The organism is Streptomyces adelaidensis, from assembly GCF_016598475.1.
Taxonomy (GTDB): domain Bacteria; phylum Actinomycetota; class Actinomycetes; order Streptomycetales; family Streptomycetaceae; genus Streptomyces; species Streptomyces adelaidensis.
This window is the reverse complement of the sequence record NZ_JAEMUX010000052.1, coordinates 42,552-62,807: the sequence shown is the minus strand read 5'-3', so window position 1 is coordinate 62,807 and position 20,256 is coordinate 42,552. Positions and strand designations below refer to the sequence as shown.

The 20,256-nt window shown below is 70.3% G+C and carries 16 protein-coding genes and 2 pseudogenes; 10 read left to right on the top strand and 8 right to left on the bottom strand.

Annotation, left to right across the window (positions count from 1 at the left end):
* Together I8N67_RS26760 and I8N67_RS44675 are read right to left on the bottom strand one after the other, a co-directional pair.
* On the bottom strand, positions 1-489 hold a 489-nt coding region (locus I8N67_RS26760), incomplete at its 3' end, for a maltotransferase domain-containing protein (protein WP_200306376.1).
* A gap of 322 nt (positions 490-811) precedes the next feature.
* Positions 812-1,046: pseudogene (locus tag I8N67_RS44675) on the bottom strand (DUF5133 domain-containing protein); the annotation flags it as partial.
* A 314-nt stretch (positions 1,047-1,360) separates the two neighbouring features.
* On the opposite strand from I8N67_RS44675, the gene I8N67_RS26750 reads away from it, so the two are divergent.
* Both I8N67_RS26750 and glgX read left to right on the top strand, forming a co-directional pair.
* Positions 1,361-1,876 carry a pep a2 gene (locus tag I8N67_RS26750; protein ID WP_200306372.1) on the top strand — a complete coding sequence of 172 codons (516 nt, stop codon included), beginning with the start codon at positions 1,361-1,363 and terminating at the stop codon, positions 1,874-1,876.
* The gene (gene glgX, locus I8N67_RS26745) at positions 1,873-3,999 is read left to right on the top strand and encodes a glycogen debranching protein GlgX (protein ID WP_200306370.1); all 2,127 of its coding nucleotides are present in this window, start codon (positions 1,873-1,875) and stop codon (positions 3,997-3,999) included. The genes I8N67_RS26750 and glgX overlap by 4 nt, the downstream gene beginning before the upstream one ends.
* 29 nt (positions 4,000-4,028) lie before the next feature.
* Here the strand turns inward: glgX and I8N67_RS26740 are convergent, their stop codons facing one another.
* The 5 genes from I8N67_RS26740 to I8N67_RS26720 all read right to left on the bottom strand — a co-directional run bounded on the left by I8N67_RS26740 (position 4,029) and on the right by I8N67_RS26720 (position 9,215).
* The gene (locus I8N67_RS26740) at positions 4,029-4,829 is read right to left on the bottom strand and encodes a VOC family protein (protein WP_200306368.1); all 801 of its coding nucleotides are present in this window, start codon (positions 4,827-4,829) and stop codon (positions 4,029-4,031) included.
* 213 nt (positions 4,830-5,042) lie between these two features.
* Positions 5,043-6,074, bottom strand: a complete 1,032-nt coding sequence (locus I8N67_RS26735) for a LacI family DNA-binding transcriptional regulator (protein ID WP_200306366.1) — start codon at positions 6,072-6,074, stop codon at positions 5,043-5,045.
* Positions 6,071-6,976, bottom strand: a complete 906-nt coding sequence (locus tag I8N67_RS26730; protein WP_200306364.1) for a carbohydrate ABC transporter permease — start codon at positions 6,974-6,976, stop codon at positions 6,071-6,073. Before I8N67_RS26730 ends, I8N67_RS26735 begins: the two co-directional genes overlap by 4 nt.
* Positions 6,973-7,896 (bottom strand): carbohydrate ABC transporter permease, encoded by a 924-nt coding sequence (locus I8N67_RS26725; RefSeq protein WP_200306362.1) that lies wholly within the window; start codon positions 7,894-7,896, stop codon positions 6,973-6,975. Before I8N67_RS26725 ends, I8N67_RS26730 begins: the two co-directional genes overlap by 4 nt.
* A complete protein-coding gene (locus I8N67_RS26720) occupies positions 7,893-9,215 on the bottom strand; it encodes an extracellular solute-binding protein (RefSeq protein WP_200306360.1) in 1,323 nt (440 codons plus the stop codon). Before I8N67_RS26720 ends, I8N67_RS26725 begins: the two co-directional genes overlap by 4 nt.
* Before the next feature lie 208 nt (positions 9,216-9,423).
* On the opposite strand from I8N67_RS26720, the gene I8N67_RS26715 reads away from it, so the two are divergent.
* Together I8N67_RS26715 and I8N67_RS26710 are read left to right on the top strand one after the other, a co-directional pair.
* Complete coding sequence (locus tag I8N67_RS26715) at positions 9,424-11,457, top strand: beta-galactosidase (RefSeq protein WP_200306348.1); 2,034 nt, start codon at positions 9,424-9,426, stop codon at positions 11,455-11,457.
* A 586-nt stretch (positions 11,458-12,043) separates the two neighbouring features.
* Positions 12,044-13,612, top strand: a complete 1,569-nt coding sequence (locus I8N67_RS26710) for a glycoside hydrolase family 53 protein (RefSeq protein WP_200306346.1) — start codon at positions 12,044-12,046, stop codon at positions 13,610-13,612.
* A gap of 121 nt (positions 13,613-13,733) precedes the next feature.
* Here the strand turns inward: I8N67_RS26710 and I8N67_RS26705 are convergent, their stop codons facing one another.
* Positions 13,734-14,588: an ATP-grasp domain-containing protein gene (locus tag I8N67_RS26705; RefSeq protein WP_200306344.1), complete on the bottom strand. Its 855-nt coding sequence runs from the start codon at positions 14,586-14,588 to the stop codon at positions 13,734-13,736.
* 124 nt (positions 14,589-14,712) lie between these two features.
* Between I8N67_RS26705 and I8N67_RS26700 the strand changes: the two are divergent.
* From I8N67_RS26700 to I8N67_RS26675, 6 genes and pseudogenes are all read left to right on the top strand, one after another.
* Positions 14,713-15,731 (top strand): annotated as a pseudogene (locus tag I8N67_RS26700) (SMP-30/gluconolactonase/LRE family protein).
* 202 nt (positions 15,732-15,933) lie between these two features.
* On the top strand, positions 15,934-16,446 hold the full coding sequence (crcB, locus tag I8N67_RS26695) for a fluoride efflux transporter CrcB (RefSeq protein ID WP_200306341.1): 513 nt from the start codon (positions 15,934-15,936) through the stop codon (positions 16,444-16,446).
* Complete coding sequence (gene crcB, locus I8N67_RS26690) at positions 16,443-16,817, top strand: fluoride efflux transporter CrcB (RefSeq protein WP_200306339.1); 375 nt, start codon at positions 16,443-16,445, stop codon at positions 16,815-16,817. The genes crcB (I8N67_RS26695) and crcB (I8N67_RS26690) overlap by 4 nt, the downstream gene beginning before the upstream one ends.
* A 115-nt stretch (positions 16,818-16,932) precedes the next feature.
* Positions 16,933-17,766: an undecaprenyl-diphosphate phosphatase gene (locus tag I8N67_RS26685; RefSeq protein ID WP_200306337.1), complete on the top strand. Its 834-nt coding sequence runs from the start codon at positions 16,933-16,935 to the stop codon at positions 17,764-17,766.
* Between the two features lie 367 nt (positions 17,767-18,133).
* Positions 18,134-18,811, top strand: coding sequence for a FadR/GntR family transcriptional regulator (locus I8N67_RS26680; protein WP_200306382.1), 678 nt, complete (start codon positions 18,134-18,136; stop codon positions 18,809-18,811).
* The gene (locus tag I8N67_RS26675; RefSeq protein WP_200306335.1) at positions 18,808-20,256 is read left to right on the top strand and encodes an amino acid permease; all 1,449 of its coding nucleotides are present in this window, start codon (positions 18,808-18,810) and stop codon (positions 20,254-20,256) included. Before I8N67_RS26680 ends, I8N67_RS26675 begins: the two co-directional genes overlap by 4 nt.

Genomic DNA, 20,256 nt, shown 5'->3' with positions numbered 1-20,256 from the left:
GCGGACGTCGACCGGCAGGGTGTCGTCGCGGAGCTTGGCGACGGCCGTCAGCAGGGCGGTGTGGGGCTCGCCTTCCGTCACCCCGGCGGCGGCGCGCTCGTACAACTCGGCGCCCTCCTCCAGAACGAGTCCGGTGTCGATGCCTGCCGGGACCTTGATGCGGGCGATGTGGCGCCAGGTGGCGATCGGGTCGCTCCAGGCCTCCACGCGGTAGGTCCACCGGCCGACGGCCGTGGGGGTGACACAGGCGCCCCAGCGGTCGGAGCCGTGGGCGAGTTCCCGCATCGGGGTCCACGGGGCGGGGCGGCCCTCCGGGTCCTTGAGCACGACACTGGCGGCGACCACGCCGTGCCCCTCCCGGAAGAGCGTCGCGGTGACCTCGAAGGTCTCGCCGACGACCGCCTTCGCGGGACGCCTGCCGCACTCGACGAGCGGGCGGACGTCCCTGATGGGGACGCGGCCGACAGCGGGGGCCGGGGTCGGGCTCATGGGTCTCACCTCCGCGTGCTCGGGGCTCGGCACTGCGCCGAACGGGCACTGATCGGGTTTTGACGGGTGTTGATGGGGTGCTCGACGAGTCCGCCGCCCTGCTGTGAAGCGGTCCTGCCGCCCTACCGCTACCGCCCAGCCGTGAAGCGCCGGCCCGAGGGCGGACCGCGTCTCACGGCACGAGCGGCACGCGCGGCACGCGCCTGCTCGTCCTGCTCGGCCTGCCCGGACCGGCGGGCCTTCGCGGACTGCCGGGCTTGACCCGACTGGCGGGCCTGGCGGGCCTGGCCGGGCTTCTCCGGGAGGTATTCGGGCTGTTCATGGGGATGTCCGGTCTGTTCCTGGAGGTACGTGAGCAGATTCGTCTGGAGGTAGCGCTCGGCGGCCGCCACGGCCTCGCGCGCGCAGCGCTTGCCCATCAGCACGCACAACGTGTAGCCCGAGTCCTCGAAGTGGTCCCGTGCCGTGCGGTCGGCGGGGGCCGCGAGCATCACGCGTTCCCAGGTGCGGTAGCGCCGCAGATGTCTGGCCACCTCGTTCTTGGCGGGCAGCAACATGTGCTGGTCACCTCCCGGCCCTCTCGGCGGAGCACGCTCCCTGGGGAGGTCGTGCACGGAGTGGCACCGGCGCCTCATGGAGCCGATGCCTCGACTCATGGTGCACGGGCCACGACCGAGCGTCTTGTTAGTACTTCAACTACCTCGGGAGCCGCTCGTGTTGCACGAATGGCGTAGCACTCCCACGCTGGGAGGTGACTCAGAAGTAATCGGTGCTCACGCTTCGTGCCCGGTGCTCGTCCGCGAGGACGGTTCGGGCCCGTTCCACAGGGACCAGGAGAAGCGCGAGCTTCGCCGGTGAGGAGCCAACGACGATGAAGACCGCAGTGCCTCGCTACTACCACCTCGACGTGGAAGTCAGTCCGGACCGGGTACGACAGGTCAGGCGCATCCTGGCCGCTCACCTCCGGTTCTGGGACCTGGAGACCCTCGTCGGACCCGTCTGCCACAGCGCGGAGCTGCTGCTGCGCGCCATCCAGGAGCACGCCACGGACAAGAACATCTCGATCGAGATGTGGTGGAACGGCCACCACCTCATCGCCGCGGTGGGCCAGAACGACCGCGAACTGCGCCCGGACCGGGAGCTGCGCCCCTGCCTGACCCGCATCGCCGCGCTCAGCGACGGCTGGGGCTGCTGCGCCACGGACACCGGCAGCACGGTCATCTGGTTCACCCAGCGGGCCCCGGTCGACGAAAGCGTCCCCCTGGTGCCGACCGTGCCCGAGCCGGCCCTGCGGGAAGTGCTCCAGGTGCCCCGCGCGGTGCCCGTCGCCGTGCTCGCCGGTTCGCCCGGCGGCGAGGCGCCGGACGTCCTCGAAGCCGTCGGGTGACCGCGCGGCGGCCGGAGCGGAAAGGGGTGCCCGCGTGGAGCGGGCACCCCTACCCGCTGGGTGCCTCCTTCGACGGCGGCGGCACCAACTTCGCGCTCTTCAGCGAGGTCGCCGAACGCGTCGACCTCGTCCTCGTCGACGACCGCGGCGGCCATCGCCCCGTCCCGCTGACCGAGGTCGACGGCTTCGTCTGGCACGCCTACCTCCCTGGCGTCGGACCGGGGCAGCGCTACGGCTACCGCGTGCACGGCCCCTGGGCCCCGGCCGCCGGCCACCGCTGCGACCCGGCGAAGCTGCTGCTGGACCCGTACACCAGAGCCGTGGACGGGCAGGTGGACAACCACCCCTCCCTGCGTGAACCAGGTGCCGACAGCGCCGGGCACACCATGCTGGGCGTGGTCACCGATCCCTACTTCGACTGGGGCGAGGACCGTCCGCCCCGGCGGCCGTACGCCGACACCGTCATCTACGAGGCCCATGTCCGAGGCCTCACCCGCACCCACCCCGAGGTACCCGCCGAACTACGCGGCACCTACGCCGGGTTGGCCCACCCCGCGATCGTCGAACACCTCACCTCGCTGGGCGTGACCGCGATCGAGCTGATGCCGGTCCACCAGTACGTACAGGACGGCGTCCTCCAGGACCGCGGGCTGGCCAACCACTGGGGCTACAACACCATCGGCTTCTTCGCGCCGCACAACGCCTACGCCGCCCACGGCACCCGCGGCCGGCAGGTCACCGAGTTCAAGTCGATGGTCAGGGCGCTGCACGCGGCCGGCCTCGAAGTGATCCTCGACGTGGTCTACAACCACACCGCCGAGGGCAACGAGAAGGGCCCCACCCTCTCCTTCCGCGGCATCGACAACGCCTCGTACTACCGCCTGGTGGACGGCGACTGGGCGCACTACTACGACACCACCGGCACCGGGAACAGCCTGCTGATGCGGCACCCGTACGTCCTCCAGCTGATCATGGACTCGCTGCGGTACTGGGTCACCGAGATGCATGTGGACGGCTTCCGCTTCGACCTCGCGGCCACGCTGGCCCGGCAGTTCCACGAGGTGGACCGCCTCTCGGCGTTCTTCGACCTGATCCAGCAGGACCCGGTGATCAGTCGCGTCAAACTGATCGCCGAGCCCTGGGACGTCGGCGAGGGCGGCTACCAGGTGGGCAACTTCCCGCCGCTGTGGTCGGAGTGGAACGGCAGATACCGGGACGCCGTACGGGACTTCTGGCGCGGCCGGCCGCACACCCTCGGCGAGTTCGCCTCCCGGCTGACCGGCTCCTCCGACCTGTACGAGCACAGCCGGCGCCGGCCGCGCGCCAGCGTCAACTTCGTGACCGCGCACGACGGTTTCACCCTGCGTGACCTGGTCTCGTACAACGACAAGCACAACGAGGCCAACGGCGAGGGCAACCGGGACGGCGAGAGCGTCAACCGCTCCTGGAACTGCGGTGTCGAAGGCCCCACCGACGACCCCCGGGTCCGAAAGCTGCGCGCCCGCCAGCAACGCAACCTCCTGGCCACCCTCCTCCTCTCCCAGGGCATCCCGATGCTCTCGCACGGCGACGAACTGGGCCGCACCCAGCGCGGCAACAACAACGCCTACTGCCAGGACAACGAGGTCTCCTGGCTCGACTGGCGGCTGGACGACGAACAGCACGCGCTGCTCGCCTTCACCCGCGACCTCATCGCCCTGCGCGCCGCCCACCCCGTCCTGCGCCGCCGCCGTTTCTTCCGCGGCGACACCCCGACCCACCCGGCACAGCCGCTCCCCGACCTGGTCTGGCTGTCGCCGGACGCCGAGGAGATGACCGACGAGGCCTGGGAGCGCTCCGACGCCCACTCGGTCGCCGTCTTCCTCAACGGCGACGCCATCGCCGAACCCGACTCCCGCGGCCGCCCCGTCGTCGACGAATCCTTCCTCCTCCTGCTGAACAGCCACTGGGAGCCGACGCCCTTCCGCCTCCCCGGCGCCGTGTACGGCGACCGGTGGACGACGCGGATCGACACCACCGGCGAACTGGACGAGGCCGAGTACAAGGCGGGTGCGGAGATCACGGTCGAGTCCCGGGGGCTGGTGCTGCTCTCCAGGCCATCCAGGCCCTCCAGGGCCGGCTGAGCCCTCCGGTCCCCGTCCGGCGGCGGCGGTCAGCGTTCGCGGCGCGAGGTGATCGTGAACTGGGCGCCGTCCGGGTCGCGGAGCACGGCCTCGTCCTTGTCCTGCCTGAGGACCGTTCCGCCGTGGTGCTGGGCGGCCGCGACGCGGCCGCCCACGTCGGAGACGGCGAAGTGGACCTGCCAGTGGGGGCGGATCGTGGGGTCGGGGGCGGCTTCGAGCGCGCCCGAGGTGATCCGGGCCACGACATGGCCCTGGCTGCGCAGGACGACCTCGTTCCCCTCGTAGTGGACCTCGCAGGCGCCGGGCTTCCCGGTGGCCCACTCCAGGACCTCCCCGTAGAAGATCGCGGCGTCGAAGGCGTCCCGGGTGTGGAGCCGGATGAGGACGGGGGCGGCCCGGAGCCAGGCCTCCCAGTCGGTGAAGAGCTCGCCCTCCCAGATCCCGAAGGAGGCTCCTTGGCGGTCCGCCAGCAGGGCGGCCCGGCCGGGAGGGAAGGAGAGGGGACCGACCGCGACCGTGCCGCCGCGCTCCCTGGCCCGGGCCGCCGCCGCGTCCGCGTCGGACACGGCGAAGTACGGCGTCCAGGCGACCGCCATCTGCCACAGGTTCGCCACCCCGGCGATCCCGGCGACCGGTACGTCGTCCGCCAGCGCGATCCGGAAATGGTCGCCGAGCTTGGCCGTGCGCCATTTCCAGCCCAGCACGGCCTCGTAGAACTTCTCCGTGGCCGGCAGGTCCCGGCTGGTGAGGCTCACCCAGCAGGGGGCCCCGAACACGGAATGGCTGGAGACGACGTTCGCCGCGCCCCTGGATCGTGTGTCGCTGTTCATGGCTGTCGCGTCCTGGTCTCGTCCGACGGCACACACCGGCCGCACTCCAGTGTCCAACCGAAACCGGGGCCGGTGCCCGTCGAGTACCCCCGCATAGGGGTTCCCACCCCGGTGGCGACGCGTTTCTCGGACAGCCGTTCGGGTGATGAGTGGGAGTCCCGGGCCCTTGCCGTGCACCGTGCGCGGCGGCTCAGGACCGGGCCGGATGCCGTCTCACGTCGACTCCCGTCGCACCAGCTCCGTGGGGAGGATCACCGCCGCCGGGTCCTCGCCGCCGATCTGGGCCAGCAGGACCCGCACCATCTCGTTGCTGATGCGGTCGTAGGGCTGGCGGATCGTCGTGAGGGCGGGGGTGGCCTCCGTCGCCGCGGCGGAGTCGTCGAAGCCGCCCAGGGACACGTCCTCCGGGACCCGGCGGCCCGCCCGGCGCAGCGCCGTCAGGGCGCCCTGCGCCATCAGGTCGGACGCCACGAACACCGCGTCCATGTCCGGGACCCGTGCCAGTAGCTGTTCGGCGCCCGCCTGGCCGCTGGCCCGGCCGTAGTCGCCGGAGACGATGAGCCGCTCGTCGATCTCGATACCCGCCTCGGTGAGCACCTCCTTGTACCCGGCGAGGCGATCGACACCGCCCGGCGAGTCCAGCGGACCGGTCACGACACCGATGCGGCGGCGCCCCAGCGACAGCAGGTGGCGCACCATGTCACGGGCGCCGTCCCGGTCGTCCGCGGCCACGTAGCTCACCTTGGAGCCGCGCCCCATGGGCTTGCCGCACTGGACGAGGGGCACCCCCGCCTCGCGGAGCTCCTCGGCGACCGGGTCGGCGGAGTGGCTGGACACCAGCAGCACCCCGTCGACGTGGCCCGCCGTGATGTACCGCGTCAGCCGCCGCCGTTCGTCCTCCGTGCCGGCCAGCATCAGCAGCAGCGGGATGTCGTGCGAGGCCAGCGCCTGGGTGCAGCCACGCAGCAGCACATTGAAGTTGGGGTCCTCGAAGAGCTTCTCCTGCGGTTCGGTCAACAGGAAGCCGATGGAGTCCGAACGGCCCGTGATCAGCGAGCGGGCGTGCCGGTTCACGACGTAACCCGTCTTGCGGATGGCGGAGTTGACCGCCTCGGCGGCGCTCGGGCTGACGTAGTGACCGCCGTTGAGCACGCGGGAGACGGTCCCTCGGGAGACTCCCGCCTCGCGCGCCACATCGTGAATGGTCGGCGGTTTCCGCCTGCCCCCGGTGTTGCTCATGGTCATGACTTTACGGCTCCGGAGAGCAGGTCCAGGCTCCAGAAGCGCTGGATGACCAGGAAGAGCGCGATCAGCGGGATCACCGCGAGCAGCGCACCGGTGATCACCAGGGTGTAGAGCGCCGGAGTGTTGGAGCCCTGTTCGAGGAGCGTGAACAGACCGAGCGTGATGGGGAACTTCTCGTCGTCGCTGAGCATGATGTACGGCAGCAGGAAGTTGTTCCACACGGCCACGAACTGGAACAGGAAGACCGTCACCAGACCCGGCACCATCATCGGCAGCGCGACCCGGGTGAAGATCCGCCATTCGCTCGCCCCGTCGATCCGGCCCGCCTCGACCACGTCGGTCGGTACGGCGGCAGCGGCGTAGATCCGGGACAGGTACACGCCGTACGGCGACAGGATCAGCGGCAGCAGCACCGACCAGTACGAGTCCGCGAGGTCCGCCTTGGCCATCAGCAGGTACTGGGGGATCGCGAGGATCACCGGCGGCATCAGCACGCCCGCCATCAGGACGTTGAAGATGGTCTCGCGGCCCCTGAAGCGGTAGATCGCCAGCGCGTAACCGCTGACCGCGGAGACGGCGGTGGACAGCAGGGCGCCGACGCCCGCGTACAGGGCGGAGTTGCCCATCCACTTCCAGTAGACGCCGTCGCGGTAGGCGTTCAGGTCCGACACGTTGTCCGCGAAGCCGGTGCCCGGGAAGAAGGTGAAGGTGGAGAACAGCTCGCTGCCCGACTTGGTGGCCGCGATCAGCACCCAGGCCACGGGCAGCAGACAGTAGATCGCGCCCAGCAGCAGGGTGAGCGTCGGCACGAGCGCGATCCGGCGGCACAGCGGCGGACCCTGGGCGGTGCCGGGCGTGGTGCCCGCCGCTGGGGCGGTCTTGCGGACGGCAAGAGAACTCATCGTGCTGCCTCCTGCTTGTTACGGGAGTTCGCGGCCCTCAGGAAGCCGAAGGAGAGGATCAGCGTGGCCACGGCGATGATCACCGCGCCGGCGGCCGCCGAGTAGATGTCGCCCTCGCCGAAGGCGTCCCGGTACACCTTCATCAGCGGACTCCACGTCGTGGAGACCGAGTTGGTGAGGGGCTTGAGGGTGGTCGGCTCGCTGAACACCTGGAGCGTGGCGATGATCGAGAAGAAGAAGGTCAGCACCAGCGAGGGCGCCACCATCGGGATCTTGATCTTCAGCGCGATCTGCAGCGGCGTCGCACCGTCCAGCTTCGCCGCCTCGTACACCTCGACGGGGATCGCCCGGAGCGAGGTGTAGATGACGATCATGTTGAAGCCGGTGCCGCCCCATACCGCGATGTTCGACAGCGCCGCGTACAGTCCGCCGCCGTCCAGCAGATCCGGCTGCGGGAGCCCCAGCTTTTCGAGCACGAAGTAGAAGGGGCTGACGTCCGGGAGGTAGAGGAAGCCCCAGAGGAGGGCCGCCACGACGCCCGGGATGGCGTACGGCAGGAAGATCGCCAGCCGGGTGAACGGGGCCAGCCGCACCTTGTCGCTGTCCAGCATCAGGGCGAAGACGAGCGCCAGACCGAGCATGAGGGGGACCACGATCGCGCCGTAGCCCAGCACCCGCAGCGTGCCGGCCAGCAGCTCGGAGTCGGTCAGCGCGTCGGTGTAGTTCTCGAAGCCCGCCCACACCTCGCTGCGCGCGCCCGAGCCGAGGCCCAGGCCCTTGACCTGCACCTTGTGCAGGCTGAGCCAGACCGCGTAGCCGATGGGCAGCGCGAAGAAGAGGGCGAAAAGGATCGTCGCGGGGAAGAGAAAGGCGTACGGGGCCCCCTTGACCCCGTACGACTTCCGCCGTGCCGTCGTCACTCCGCGACCTCGAAGCCCTGCTTCTTCATGTCGGCGACGGTGTCGTCCTGCATCGTCTTCAGCGCGTCACCGAAGTCCGACTTGTTCTTGGCGGCGGCGCCGAACGCGTCCTTGAAGGTGGTGTACGCGACGTTCACGTTCGGGCCCCACGCGGAGGGCGCCGTGGTCTTCGCGATCTCGGAGGCCGTGGTGTAGAAGTCGGCCTGGTTGGAGAAGAAGGCCGGCGGCTCGGCGAACGCGTCACTGGTCTGCGCGGTCGTGGCGGCCGGGTAGATGCCACCCTCCTTCGCCAGCGCGGTGAGCGCGTCGGGGTCCGTGTTCAGCCAGGCGGCGAACTTCGCGGCGGCACCCTTGTTGTCCGAGTCCGTGGTGACGGCCGTCGAGGAGCCGCCCCAGCTGCCGGTGGTGTTCTCGGACGACGACCACTGCGGCAGCGGCGCCACCTTCCACTTGCCCTTGGTGTCGGGCGCGGCGGTGGTCAGCGTGCCCGGCGCCCACACCGCGCTGACCCAGGCGATCTGCTTGCCGGTGTTCAGCGCCTTGTTCCAGGCCGGGGTGTACATGGGCTGGTTGTCGACGGCGCCCTCCTTGACCAGGCCGCCCCAGAAGTCGGCGACCTTCCGCGTCGCCGCGTCGTCGATGCCGACCTTCCACTTCTGGCCCTCGGTGGTCCACCACTGGGCGCCCGCCTGCTGGGCGAGACCGGCGAAGAGACCGGAGTCGTTGGCGGAGAAGGTGGTCAGATCGACGTCCGGGTCCTCCTTCTTGAGCTTCCGCGCGGTCTCGGCGAACTCGTCCCAGGTCTTCGGGACGGTCAGGCCGTACTTCTCGAAGAGGTCCTCGCGGTAGTAGAACATCATCGGGCCGATGTCCTGCGGGATCGCGTAGACGGCGTCCGAGCCCAGGGTGGTCTGCTGCCACACCCCGTCGGCGAACTTGCTCTTCGCGTCGCCGGCCTCCTCGGCTATGTCGGCGACCGCGTCATTGCTGACCAGCGTCGGCAGGGCCTGGTACTCGGCCTGCACCAGGTCCGGGCCCTTGCCCGCCTTGTGCGCGGTGAGGATCTTGGTGACGAGGGTGTCACCGGAGGCCTGCTTCTTCACCGTGACGGTGATCTGCTGCTCCTTGCCGGGCCCCTCGTTCCACAGGTCCACGACCTTGTCCATGCCCGGGGTCCAGGTCCAGTACGTCAGCTTCGCCGGCCCGGACTGGGCCTCGCTGTCGTCGTCGGACCCGCCGCATGCGGCGAGCGTGGTGGCGCCGAGGGTCACTGCGACAGCGGTGGCCATAAATCGACGGTGTCTGGTGATGCTGGGCATGGATGTTTCTCCCTGACCTGGGTCCTCGCCTGCTGCGAAGACAATGCCATGCTCTGTGAACGATCACAGGAACTGCGTCTGTGAGCGTTCACAGTAGAGAAACATCCCGGACACTTGTCAATGGTTGTTGCTGTGCGGTTATGTTGGGCTCGCACCGCCGCCGCTGTGTGTGTACGTTCCCAGATGATCGATAAAACGGGAGAGATCCATGCCGGAGACCACACCCACGGGCCTCACCAGGCTCGCCTTCGGTGGGGACTACAACCCCGAGCAGTGGCCGGAAACCGTCTGGCACGAGGACGTCCGGCTGATGCGCGAGGCGGGCGTCACCATGGTGAGCGTCGGCATCTTCTCCTGGGCCCTGCTGGAGACCGAGCGAGGCGTCCATGACTTCGCCTGGCTCGACCGCCTGCTCGACCTGCTGCACGAGAACGGCATCCGCGCCGACCTCGGCACCCCCACCGTCGCCCCGCCCGTCTGGTTCTACCGCGAGCACCCCGAGGCGCTCCCCGTGGCCGCCGACGGCACCCGCTACGAGTTCGGCTCGCGCGGCGCCATCTGCCACAGCAACGCCGACTACCGGGCCGCCGCCGCGAGCATCACCACCCGGCTCGCCGAGCGCTACGCCGACCACCCGGCGCTCGCCCTGTGGCACGTGCACAACGAGTACGGCGTCCCCGTCTCCGCCTGCTACTGCGACTCGTGCGCCGCGCACTTCCGCCGCTGGCTGGAGCGCACGTACGGCGACGTCGGGGCGGTCAACGAGGCCTGGGGCACCGCCTTCTGGGGCCAGCACTACACCGGCTTCGACCAGATCAACCCGCCGCGGGTGGCCCCCACGGTCGGCAACCCCGGCCAGGCCCTCGACTACAAGCGGTTCGCCGACGAGACCATCCGCGAGAACTTCGTGGCGGAGCGGGACATCCTGCACCGGCTGGCCCCCGGCATCCCGGTCACCACCAACTTCATGACCGCCCTCAGTCAGTGCGACTCCATCGACTACTGGGCCTGGGGCCGCGAGGTCGACCTCGTCACCAACGACCACTATCTGATGACCGACGGCCGCCGCACCCATGTGAACCTCGCGATGGCCGCCGACATCACCCGCTCGGTCGGCGGCGGCGCCCCCTGGCTGCTCCTGGAGCACTCCACCTCGGGCGTCAACTGGCAGGCCCGCAACCCCGCCAAGGCCCCCGGCCAGATGGCCCGCAACTCCCTCGCCCATGTGGCCCGCGGCTCCGACGGCGCCATGTTCTTCCAGTGGCGGCAGTCCCGGCGCGGCGCCGAGAAGTTCCACTCGGCGATGCTGCCGCAGGCCGGCACCGAGTCGAGGCTCTGGCGTGAGGTCGTCGAACTGGGCTCGTCCCTCGACTCGCTCAGCCAGATCCGCGGCAGCCGCACGGTCGCCGACGTGGCCGTCCTGTGGGACTGGCACTCCTGGTGGGCGCAGAACCTCGCCTGGCGCCCCACCGAGGACCACGAGGCCCGCGAACGCGCCGACGCCTTCTACGAAGCGATCTACGACCGCCATCTCACGGTCGACTTCGCCCACCCGGAAGCCGACCTGTCGGCGTATCCCCTTGTCGTCGTTCCGGCGCTGTACCTGATGACGGAGGCGGCAGGAGCCAATCTCAAGGCGTACGTCGAGAACGGCGGCACCCTCGTCGTCTCTTACTTCTCCGGCATCGTCGACGAGCACGACGCGGTCCACGAGGGCCCCTACCCCGGCGCCCTGCGGGACGTACTCGGTCTGACGGTCGAGGAGTTCTCGCCGCTGCTGAGCGGGGAGAGCGTGCGCATCACCGGGCCCGACGGCTCCGAACTCACCGGTGACGTGTGGACGGAGTTCGTCGTACCGCGCGGCGCCGAGACCGTATGGACGTACGCCGACGGTCTCACCGCCGACCGGCCCGCCGTCACCCGGCACCGGCTCGGCGAGGGCTCCGCCTGGTACGTGTCGACCCGACTGGACCCGGCCGGGCTGGACGCGCTCCTCGGCTGGGCCGCCGACGACGCGGGCATCGCACCGCGCGCCGACCTCCCGCGCGACGTCGAAGTGGTGCGCCGCGCGGGGGAGTCGGGCGACTTCCTCTTCGCGATCAACCACACCACGCTCGACACGAAGGTGCCGCTGGACACGGACGGCACGGAACTCCTCACGGGTGAACGCGCGGCGGGTCATCTGGCCGTGCCCGCCGGGGGAGTACGGGTCGTACGCCTCGACGGGCGGTCGGCCGAGTGATCGATCAGCAGATCGATCGGTCGGCCGACCGGCTGACCGGCTGATCACAGACACGGTGGGCGGGGCCAGGTCACAGAGCCGTACGACGTGACCGGGGCCGCTCCACCGGGGCCGCACGAGGTGGCGGCCGCACCGCGAGCCGGACTGCCCGACGGCCTCGCGGGACGGCCGCCCCGCGTGACGGCCGTACGAGAAGGGCGCCGGTGACGGCGCCCGGGCAGAGGGGCCACCCGACAAGGTGGCCGCGCTCCCCGGGCGCGCCTGACCGCCGCCCGGCAGGACGGGCCGTACGACGTGACGGCCGCGCAGGACGGTCGTACGACGTGACGGCCGCGCAGGACGGTCGTCCCGAGGGGCGGCCGTGTACGAGGGCCGTCCGACGCGGCGGCCCGGCACGGTCCGGGGTCGGTCACCGACCTCGGGCCACCCGCCCGCGGCTGTACCCACAGCCCCGGGTCACCCCCGACTCCGGCCGGATTTCTGGGGACGTCCGGTCGGTCAGGGCGGCGCCGTGCCCACGGCCTTCGGGTCACGGCGCCGCCGCACAACCGCTCAAAAGGTCCCCGTCCTTGTCGAAGGGACGACGATGTTCCACGCGAGACGCGCCCTCAGGGCCCTGCTGATACCGCTGTTGGCAGGCCTGGCGCTCACCACTCTGCCCGCCACCTCGGCACACGCCGCCTCCACGCTCACCAACGGAGGCTTCGAGTCCGACGGCACCGGGACCGCGACGCCGGCCGGCTGGTCGACGTACTCGGCGGCCGGGCAGAACTCCGCCTCGTTCACCGAGTCCGGTGGCCACGGCGGCAGTTACCGTCTCTCCCACTACTCGGCCTCGGCCTACAAGGTGGAGACGTACCAGTACCTGTCCGGGCTGACCAACGGAAACTACAAGCTCACCGCGTGGGTGCGCTCCGGTGGCGGCCAGAACTCCGCGTACATCGCGCTGAAGAACTGCGGCAGCGCCGAACAGCGCACCGACATCCCGGTCTCCTCCAGCGGCTGGGTGCGGATCGTCACCTCCATCGCGGTGACGAACAACCAGTGCACGATCAGCCTCAACTCCGATGCGAACGCCGGTAACTGGATCAACGTCGACGACCTGACCTTCGCGTCCGGTACGACGGGCCTGTCCATCAAGGGCTCCGACGTGTCGTCGCTCATCAAGAGCGAGGCACTCGGCGGCGTCTACAAGAACAGTTCCGGCACCACCGGCGACGCGCTCGCCATCCTCAAGAGCGCGGGGCAGAACTACGCGCGCGTCAAGGTCTGGGTGAACCCCGCCGACGGCTACAACAACAAGACGCGTGTGCTCGCCGCCGCCAAGCGCATCAAGGCGCAGGGCATGAAGCTGCTGGTCGACTTCCACTACTCGGACACCTGGGCCGACCCGGGCGCACAGACCGTGCCGTCCCCGTGGACCGGGCACTCCTACAGCCAGCTGAAGACGGACGTCTACAACCACACGTACGACGTCCTCAGCGCCCTCAAGTCCCAGGGCACCACCGCCGACATGGTCCAGGTCGGCAACGAGATCAACGGCGGCATGCTGTGGTCCGCGGGCTCCACCTCGAACTGGTCGCAGCTCGCCGGTCTGCTCAACTCCGGCTACGACGCGGTCAAGGCGGTCAACTCCTCCACCCAGGTGGCGCTGCACCTCGCCAAGGGCGGTGACCTGTCCGGCACCCGCTGGTGGTTCGACAGCGCGGTCTCGGGCGGCGTGAAGTTCGATGTCATCGGGCTGTCGTACTACGGCTACTGGCACGGCACCCTCGCCGAGTTCCAGACGACCCTGGACGACGCGGCCTCCCGTTACGCCAAGCCGGTGTTCGTCGCCGAGACGGCCTACCCGTTCCGGCTGGACAGTGAGGACTCGCACGAGAACATCATCGACCTGAGCAGCGAACTCGTGTCCGGCTACCCGGCCACGACCGCCGGTCAGACCCGCTGGATGAAGGACGTCGCGAGCATCGTCGAAGCCGTGCCGAACGGCCGCGGCCTCGGCATCTTCTACTGGGAGTCCACATGGACCGCCCGCACCGGCAACGGCTGGGACCCGACGGACTCGTCCTCCGGCAACGGCTGGGAGAACCAGGCGCTGTTCGGCTACGACGACAAGGCGCTCCCGGCGATGGCGTGGTTCAGCCATCGGTAGGGCGCGGCCGATAGGTCGGTGAGCAAGCTGCGGGCCGGTGGGGGCTGGTCGCGCAGCTCCCCGCCCCCCTGACGGGGCGCCGCAGGGGCCGTACGTTTCGGCGTACGGCCCCCTCCGGTCGTCAAGAGCCGACTGCCGTGTCCAGGAAGCGGTGCAGCGAAGTCGCCATCGCGTCCACGAACGCGTCCCGGGTCCGCTCGGGCACGCGGTCCAGGGACAGATACGGGTTGAGGTCCTCCAACTCCACCAGCAACAGGTCCCCGGCCGGGGTGCGGCAGGCGTCCACCCGTTGGATGCCGTGGTCGAGGGTGTTCCAGTCGATGAAGCGGCGGGCGAAGGCGAGGTCGGCCGCGGAGGCCTCGTACGGTTCCAGGACCCAGCGCTGAGCGGGGTCGGGGGCGTGGAGGGCGTACTGGAAGGTGTCGTCGACGTAGTAGAAGGACACCTCGTAGCGGAAGTCGACGCGCGGCTGGACGAGGACGTCGCCCCAGGCCGGGCCGCCCTCCCCGGTGAGGTCCGCCAGTTCGGGCCCGGTCACGAAGCGCAGGCCGATGGAGTCCGCGCCGACCTTCGGTTTGATGGCGTACGAGGCGGTCTGGGGTAGCTTTCCAAGGTCCTTGGGATGATCAATGGTGGGGATGACCGGGTATTCGGCGGCGGTGAGGTCCAGCAGGTACTGCTTGCCCGCCATGTCTGCGCGGCCGGTCAGCGGGTTGTAGACGAGGGTGCCGCGTGCCGCCGCCCGCTCGCGGAAGGCGTCGTACGCCTGTTGGTAGTGCAGGACGGGCCCGCTGTTGCGGACCACGACGGCGTCGAAGCCGTCCAGCAGAGCGGCGGCGTCCAGCGGGTGGCACAGGGCGATGTCGAACTCAGCGCGCAGCCGGGAGGTGAGGAAGATGTCCTCGTCACAGTAGCGCCGCCCACGGGCCGGGTAGGCGAGGTCGGTGACGTACAGCAGGCTGGGGCGAGCGGGCACGGTGTTGCCTCCGTGGTCGGTGACGGCCAACGTAACCCGAGGTCACGACGAGAGGCGGCCGGGCCCCTGCCGGGAGCTGCCAGGATGGGCCACGCAGGCATCGGCGGGCGACCGGAGGCGGAAGATGACGCGCGCGGCGGGCAGGACGGACTCACGGCCCACGGACCTCGTACCCCGGGCGTTCGTCGGGATCGGCGGGCGCGGGCCCGAGGATGTGATCGCCGACGGGCAGGGGCGGGTGCTGACCGGTGTCGAGGACGGACGCGTCCTGCGGCTGACCGGGCTCGCGGAGCCGGGCCGGGCCGGCGTCGAGACGCTCGCCGAGACCGGCGGCAGGCCGCTGGGACTCGAACTCCTCCCGGACGGCGACCTGTTGGTGTGCGACGCCGAGCGGGGACTGCTGCGGGTCACGACCGGCGACGGCACCGTGCGCGTGCTCGCCGACGAGACGGGCGGCGAGCGGCTGCGGTTCTGCAGCAATGTCGTGGCGCTCTCCGACGGCACCGTCTACTTCACGGTCTCCACCCGCCGCTACCCCCTCGACCTGGGGGTCCCCCCACGCCGTTCAGGCAGTGGGGGAGGCTCGGCGACATCGTCGAACACACCGGCACCGGGCGGCTGTTGCGCCTAGCGCCGGGCGAGCGGACGCCCGAAGTGGTCCTGGAGGGGCTGCAGTTCGCCAACGGCCTCGCGCCCGCCGCCGACGAGTCGTTCCTCGTGGTCGCGGAGACCGGCGACCGCCGCCTCACCCGCGTCCACCTCACGGGGACGAAGGCGGGCACGAGCGAGCCCTTCGCCGAGGACCTGCCGGGCACGCCCGACAACATGTGGCGGGCCCCCGACGGACTGATCTGGGTGGCGCTGGCCGGGCCCCGCATCGGCGCCCTGGACCTCCTGCACCGCGCCGGGCCCGCCGTGCGGCGCGCCGCGAGCCGGGTCGCGGTGCGGGTGCCGTACCGGCCCCTGGGGTTCGCGGGAGCCCTCGCGGTCGACGACGAGGGGCATGTCGTGCACACCCTCGTCGACCACCACTCCCGGTTCCGCACGGTCACCAGCGCCTGTGTGGCCGACGGCCGGCTGATCGTGGGCAGCCTGTGGGAGCGCGGGGTCGCGGTGTGCGAGCTGCCGGGGAAGCCCGGCTGAGCCGGTGACCATGGCTCGCCACCGGCGAGTGCACGGCGGACGGGCCCCGCGTTACGCTGTCGACCGGCCGCGACGATGCTCGCGGCGCGGCGGTGGGGCCCGCCGTACCCGAACCGCGGCACCGTTGCCGCCAACGGTCCCTGCTCGCGACGGAGTGTGCCCGGCGGACGTCCGGGCCCCGGCGAGTAGGAGACGTACACGCATGACAGTCCCGCACCCCGACGGGGTCGAAGCCCTCCCGTCCCCCGACGCCCCTGTCGCCGATCCGCCCCGTGCCGCCCCCTGGCACGGCCAGGCACCCGTCGTCGCGGTCGTCGCGATCGGCGGCGGCATCGGCGCGGCGGCCCGCTACAGCGCGTCCCTGCTCTGGCCCACGGGGGCCGGCGGCTTCCCCTGGACCACGTTCTGGGTGAACGTCGTCGGCTGCTTCGTGATCGGCCTCCTCATGGTCCTGATCACCGAGAGACGGGCGGCGCACCGGCTGGTCCGGCCCTTCTTCGGCACCGGAGTGCTCGGCGGCTTCACCACCTTCTCCACCTACGCCGTCGACAGTCGGCGCCTGATGGAGGAGGGCCACCCGGGCACGGCCCTCGCCTATCTCGCCGCGACCCTCCTCGCCGCCCTCGCGGCGGTCTGGCTGGCGGTCACGGCCGCACGCCTGGCGCTGCCGGCCGGGCCGACCGGAACGCGTGAGAAAGGTAAGAGCTCGTCATGAACTGGGTGCTCGTCATCATCGGCGGAATGGTCGGCGCACCCCTGCGCTATCTCACCGACCGCGCCGTGGAGTCCCGCCACGACATGGGCTTCCCCTGGGGCACCTTCACCGTCAACGTCGCCGGATCACTGGTCCTCGGCCTCCTCACCGGCGCCGTGACGGCCGGCGCCGCCAGCTCCCACCTGCAACTTCTCCTCGGCACCGGACTGTGCGGGGCGCTCACCACGTACTCGACCTTCTCCTACGAGACCCTGCGCCTGGCCCAGAGCGGCGCCCGCTTCCACGCCGTCGCCAACGCGGTCGCGAGCGTGACGGCGGGGCTGGGCGCGGTCTTCGCGGGGGTGGCGGCGGCGCAGGCCCTCTGGTCCTGAGCGAGGGCCCCTTACCCGGCTGTAGTACGACTGCCTCCCCCGGCGCGATCACTCGTGATGGCTTCGCCCGCCGGCTGTACGTCCGTCATGCCCTCGCCGAGCAGAACTGGACCCCATGAGCACCATCAGCGTCGGTCAGGCCGTCGTCCTCGGAGCGGTGGAGGGAGTGACCGAGTTCCTGCCGGTGTCCTCCACCGGTCATCTGAAGATCACCGAGGGCCTCATGGGGATCCAGGTCGAGGACAAGGCGGTCGTCGGGTTCTCGGCGGTCATCCAGGTCGGCGCGATCGCCGCGGTGCTCGTGTACTTCCGCGAGGACCTCGCCCGGATCGGCGCCGCGTGGTTCCGCGGGCTGTTCGACGCGGGGGAGCGGCAGGACCGCGACTACCGGTTCGCGTGGTGGGTGATCGCCGCGACGGTACCGATCGTGTTCGTGGGGCTGATCGCGCGGCCGCTGATCGAGGGGCCGCTCGCCTCGTTGTGGGTGGTGGCCGGTTCGCTGCTCGCCGGCAGCGGTGTCATGTGGGTCGCGGAGCAGATGGGGCGGCGCGGGCGCGGGGAGGAGGACACCCGCTTCCGGGACGCGATGCTGGTCGGCGGTTCGCAGATCCTCGCTTTGCTCTTCCCCGGCTTCTCACGCTCCGGCGCCACCATGTCCACCGCGCTGCTGCTCGACCTCGACCGGGTCGCGGCCACCCGGCTCTCCTTCTTCCTCGGCATCCCGGCCCTGACCGGCGCCGGGCTGTACGAGCTGAAGGACGCCCTCGGGGCGGGGGTGGGCGCCGCCCCGCTGATCGTCGGCACCACCGTCTCGTTCGCGGTCGCATACGCCTCGGTCGCCTGGCTGCTGAAGTTCGTGACCAGGCACTCCTTCAACGTGTTCGTGTCCTACCGGATCGTCGTCGGCGTGCTCCTCTTCGGGCTCCTCGGCGCGGGTGGCCTCAGCTGACAGCGACCCGACGGGCTCGCTCGCGAGCGAGCCGCGGCTGAGCCGCGGTTGATCCACGGTTGATCCACGGCTGAGCCGCGGTTGATCCACGGTTGATCCACGGTTGATCCACGGCTGAGCCGCGGTTGATCCACGGTTGATCCACGGTTGATCCATGTCTGAGCCGCGGTTGATCCACGGTTGATCCACGGCTGAGCCGCGGTTGATCCACGGCTGATCCATGACCGACGGCCGATCCCTGTCCGTCCACGACTGCAAGATCGAATCGCCACCCCCTTGACAGCCCCCTCCCGTGACCCGCAGGATCACCCCCGTGAACCTGTCAGACAGCCAGACAGGTGGCTCGGCACCCCGGCGCGTCAGCGCCATGGAAGCGGTGCTCACCCACCTCCGCGGCTCCATCGAGCGCGGCATGTACGCCATCGGCGACAAGCTCCCCTCCGAGGCGGAGCTCTGCCGGCAGCTCGAAGTGAGCCGCCCGGTGCTCCGCGAGGCGCTGCGCGCCCTCCAGGTGATGGGCCTGACCCAGTCCCGTACCGGCAAGGGCACCTTCGTGATCGCGAACGCCGTCGAGGACCCCACCTTCGGCGACTACGCGGCCAGCGATCTGCTCGAGGTGCGCCGGCACGTGGAGATCCCGGTCGCCGGTTACGCGGCGGTGCGCCGCACGCCGGAGAACCTGGACCGGCTGGCCCACCTCCTGGACCGGATGGAGCGGGAGACCGACACCACCGCCTGGGTGGCCATGGACACGCTCTTCCACCTCACCGTGGCCGAGGCCGCCCAGAACCCGGTGTTCCGCCGGGTGATCGAGGAGATCCGGGACGCGCTGGCCCGCCAGTCGGCCTTCCTCAACGAGCTGGGCGGCCGCCGTGAGCAGTCCAACCGCGAGCACCGGGCCATCGTCGAGGCGCTGATCGACGGTTCCGAACTCGACGCGGTGGAGGCCATGTCCCACCACCTCGACCGCGTCGAGACCACCCTCACCGACATCGTGCGTTCCCCGCGCACGGACAGCTCCACGGAAGGCGGACGCGAGACGTGAGCGAGCAGTCCCTCGACAAAGACGTCGCACAGGCCGGACAGATCCCCGCGCATGTCGACGCCGGGGACGCCGGCTACAGCAAGTCCCTGAAGGCCCGCCACGTCAACATGATCGCCATCGGCGGCGCGATCGGTACCGGCCTGTTCCTCGGCGCCGGCGGCCGTCTCGCCGACGCCGGCCCGTCCCTCTTCATCGCGTACGCGGTCTGCGGACTCTTCGCCTTCCTCGTCGTCCGCGCCCTCGGTGAACTGGTCCTCTACCGGCCCTCGTCCGGCGCCTTCGTGTCCTACGCCCGGGAGTTCCTCGGCGAGAAGGGCGCCTACACGGCCGGCTGGATGTACTTCCTGAACTGGGCCACCACCGGTATCGCCGACATCACCGCGGTAGCCCTCTACACCCACTACTGGGGCATGTTCTCCGACATCCCGCAGTGGGTCATCGCGCTCATCGCGCTCGCGGTCGTCCTCACCGTGAACCTGATCTCGGTGAAGATGTTCGGCGAACTGGAGTTCTGGTTCGCGATCATCAAGGTCAGCGCGCTCGTCATCTTCATGCTGATCGGGATCTTCCTGCTGGTCACCCAGCAGCCCGTCGACGGCCACACCCCCGGCCCGTCCCTGATCACCGACAACGGCGGCATCTTCCCCAACGGCCTGCTGCCCATGCTGCTGATCATCCAGGGCGTCGTCTTCGCCTACGCCTCCGTCGAACTGGTCGGCGTCGCGGCGGGCGAGACCGAGAACCCTGAGAAGATCATGCCGAAGGCGATCAACTCGATCATGTGGCGCGTCGGCCTGTTCTACGTGGGCTCCGTCCTGCTCCTTGCGATGCTGCTGCCCTGGTCCTCGTACAAGGGGGGCGAGAGCCCCTTCGTCACCGTGCTCTCCAACATCGGCATCCCGGCGGCCGGCGGAATCATGAACCTGGTCGTGATGACCGCGGCCATGTCCTCGCTCAACTCGGGCCTGTACTCCACCGGCCGCATCCTGCGCTCCATGGCGGTGGCGGGCTCCGCCCCGAAGTTCACCGGCGTGATGAGCCGCAGCCAGGTCCCCTACGGCGGCATCCTGCTCACCAGCGGCATCTGTGTGCTGGGCGTCGGGCTGAACTTCGTGGTCCCGGCCGAGGCGTTCGAGATCGTGCTCAACTTCGCCGCGATCGGCATCCTCGCCACCTGGGGCATGATCATGGTCTGCCACCTGCTCTTCTGGCAGAAGACCGAGAGGGGCGAGCTGACCCGGCCGGGCTACCGGCTGCCGGGCTCCCCGTGGACCGAGCTGGTGACGCTGTTCTTCCTGGCGTCGGTCCTGGTCCTGATGTACGCGGACGGCGGCGCCGGCCGGACGACCGTGCTGTGCCTTCCCCTGATCGTATTGGCGCTGATCGCGGGGTGGTTCGGCGTGCGACGCAGGGTCGCCCAGCAGTCGGCCGGAGTGAAGAAGTGA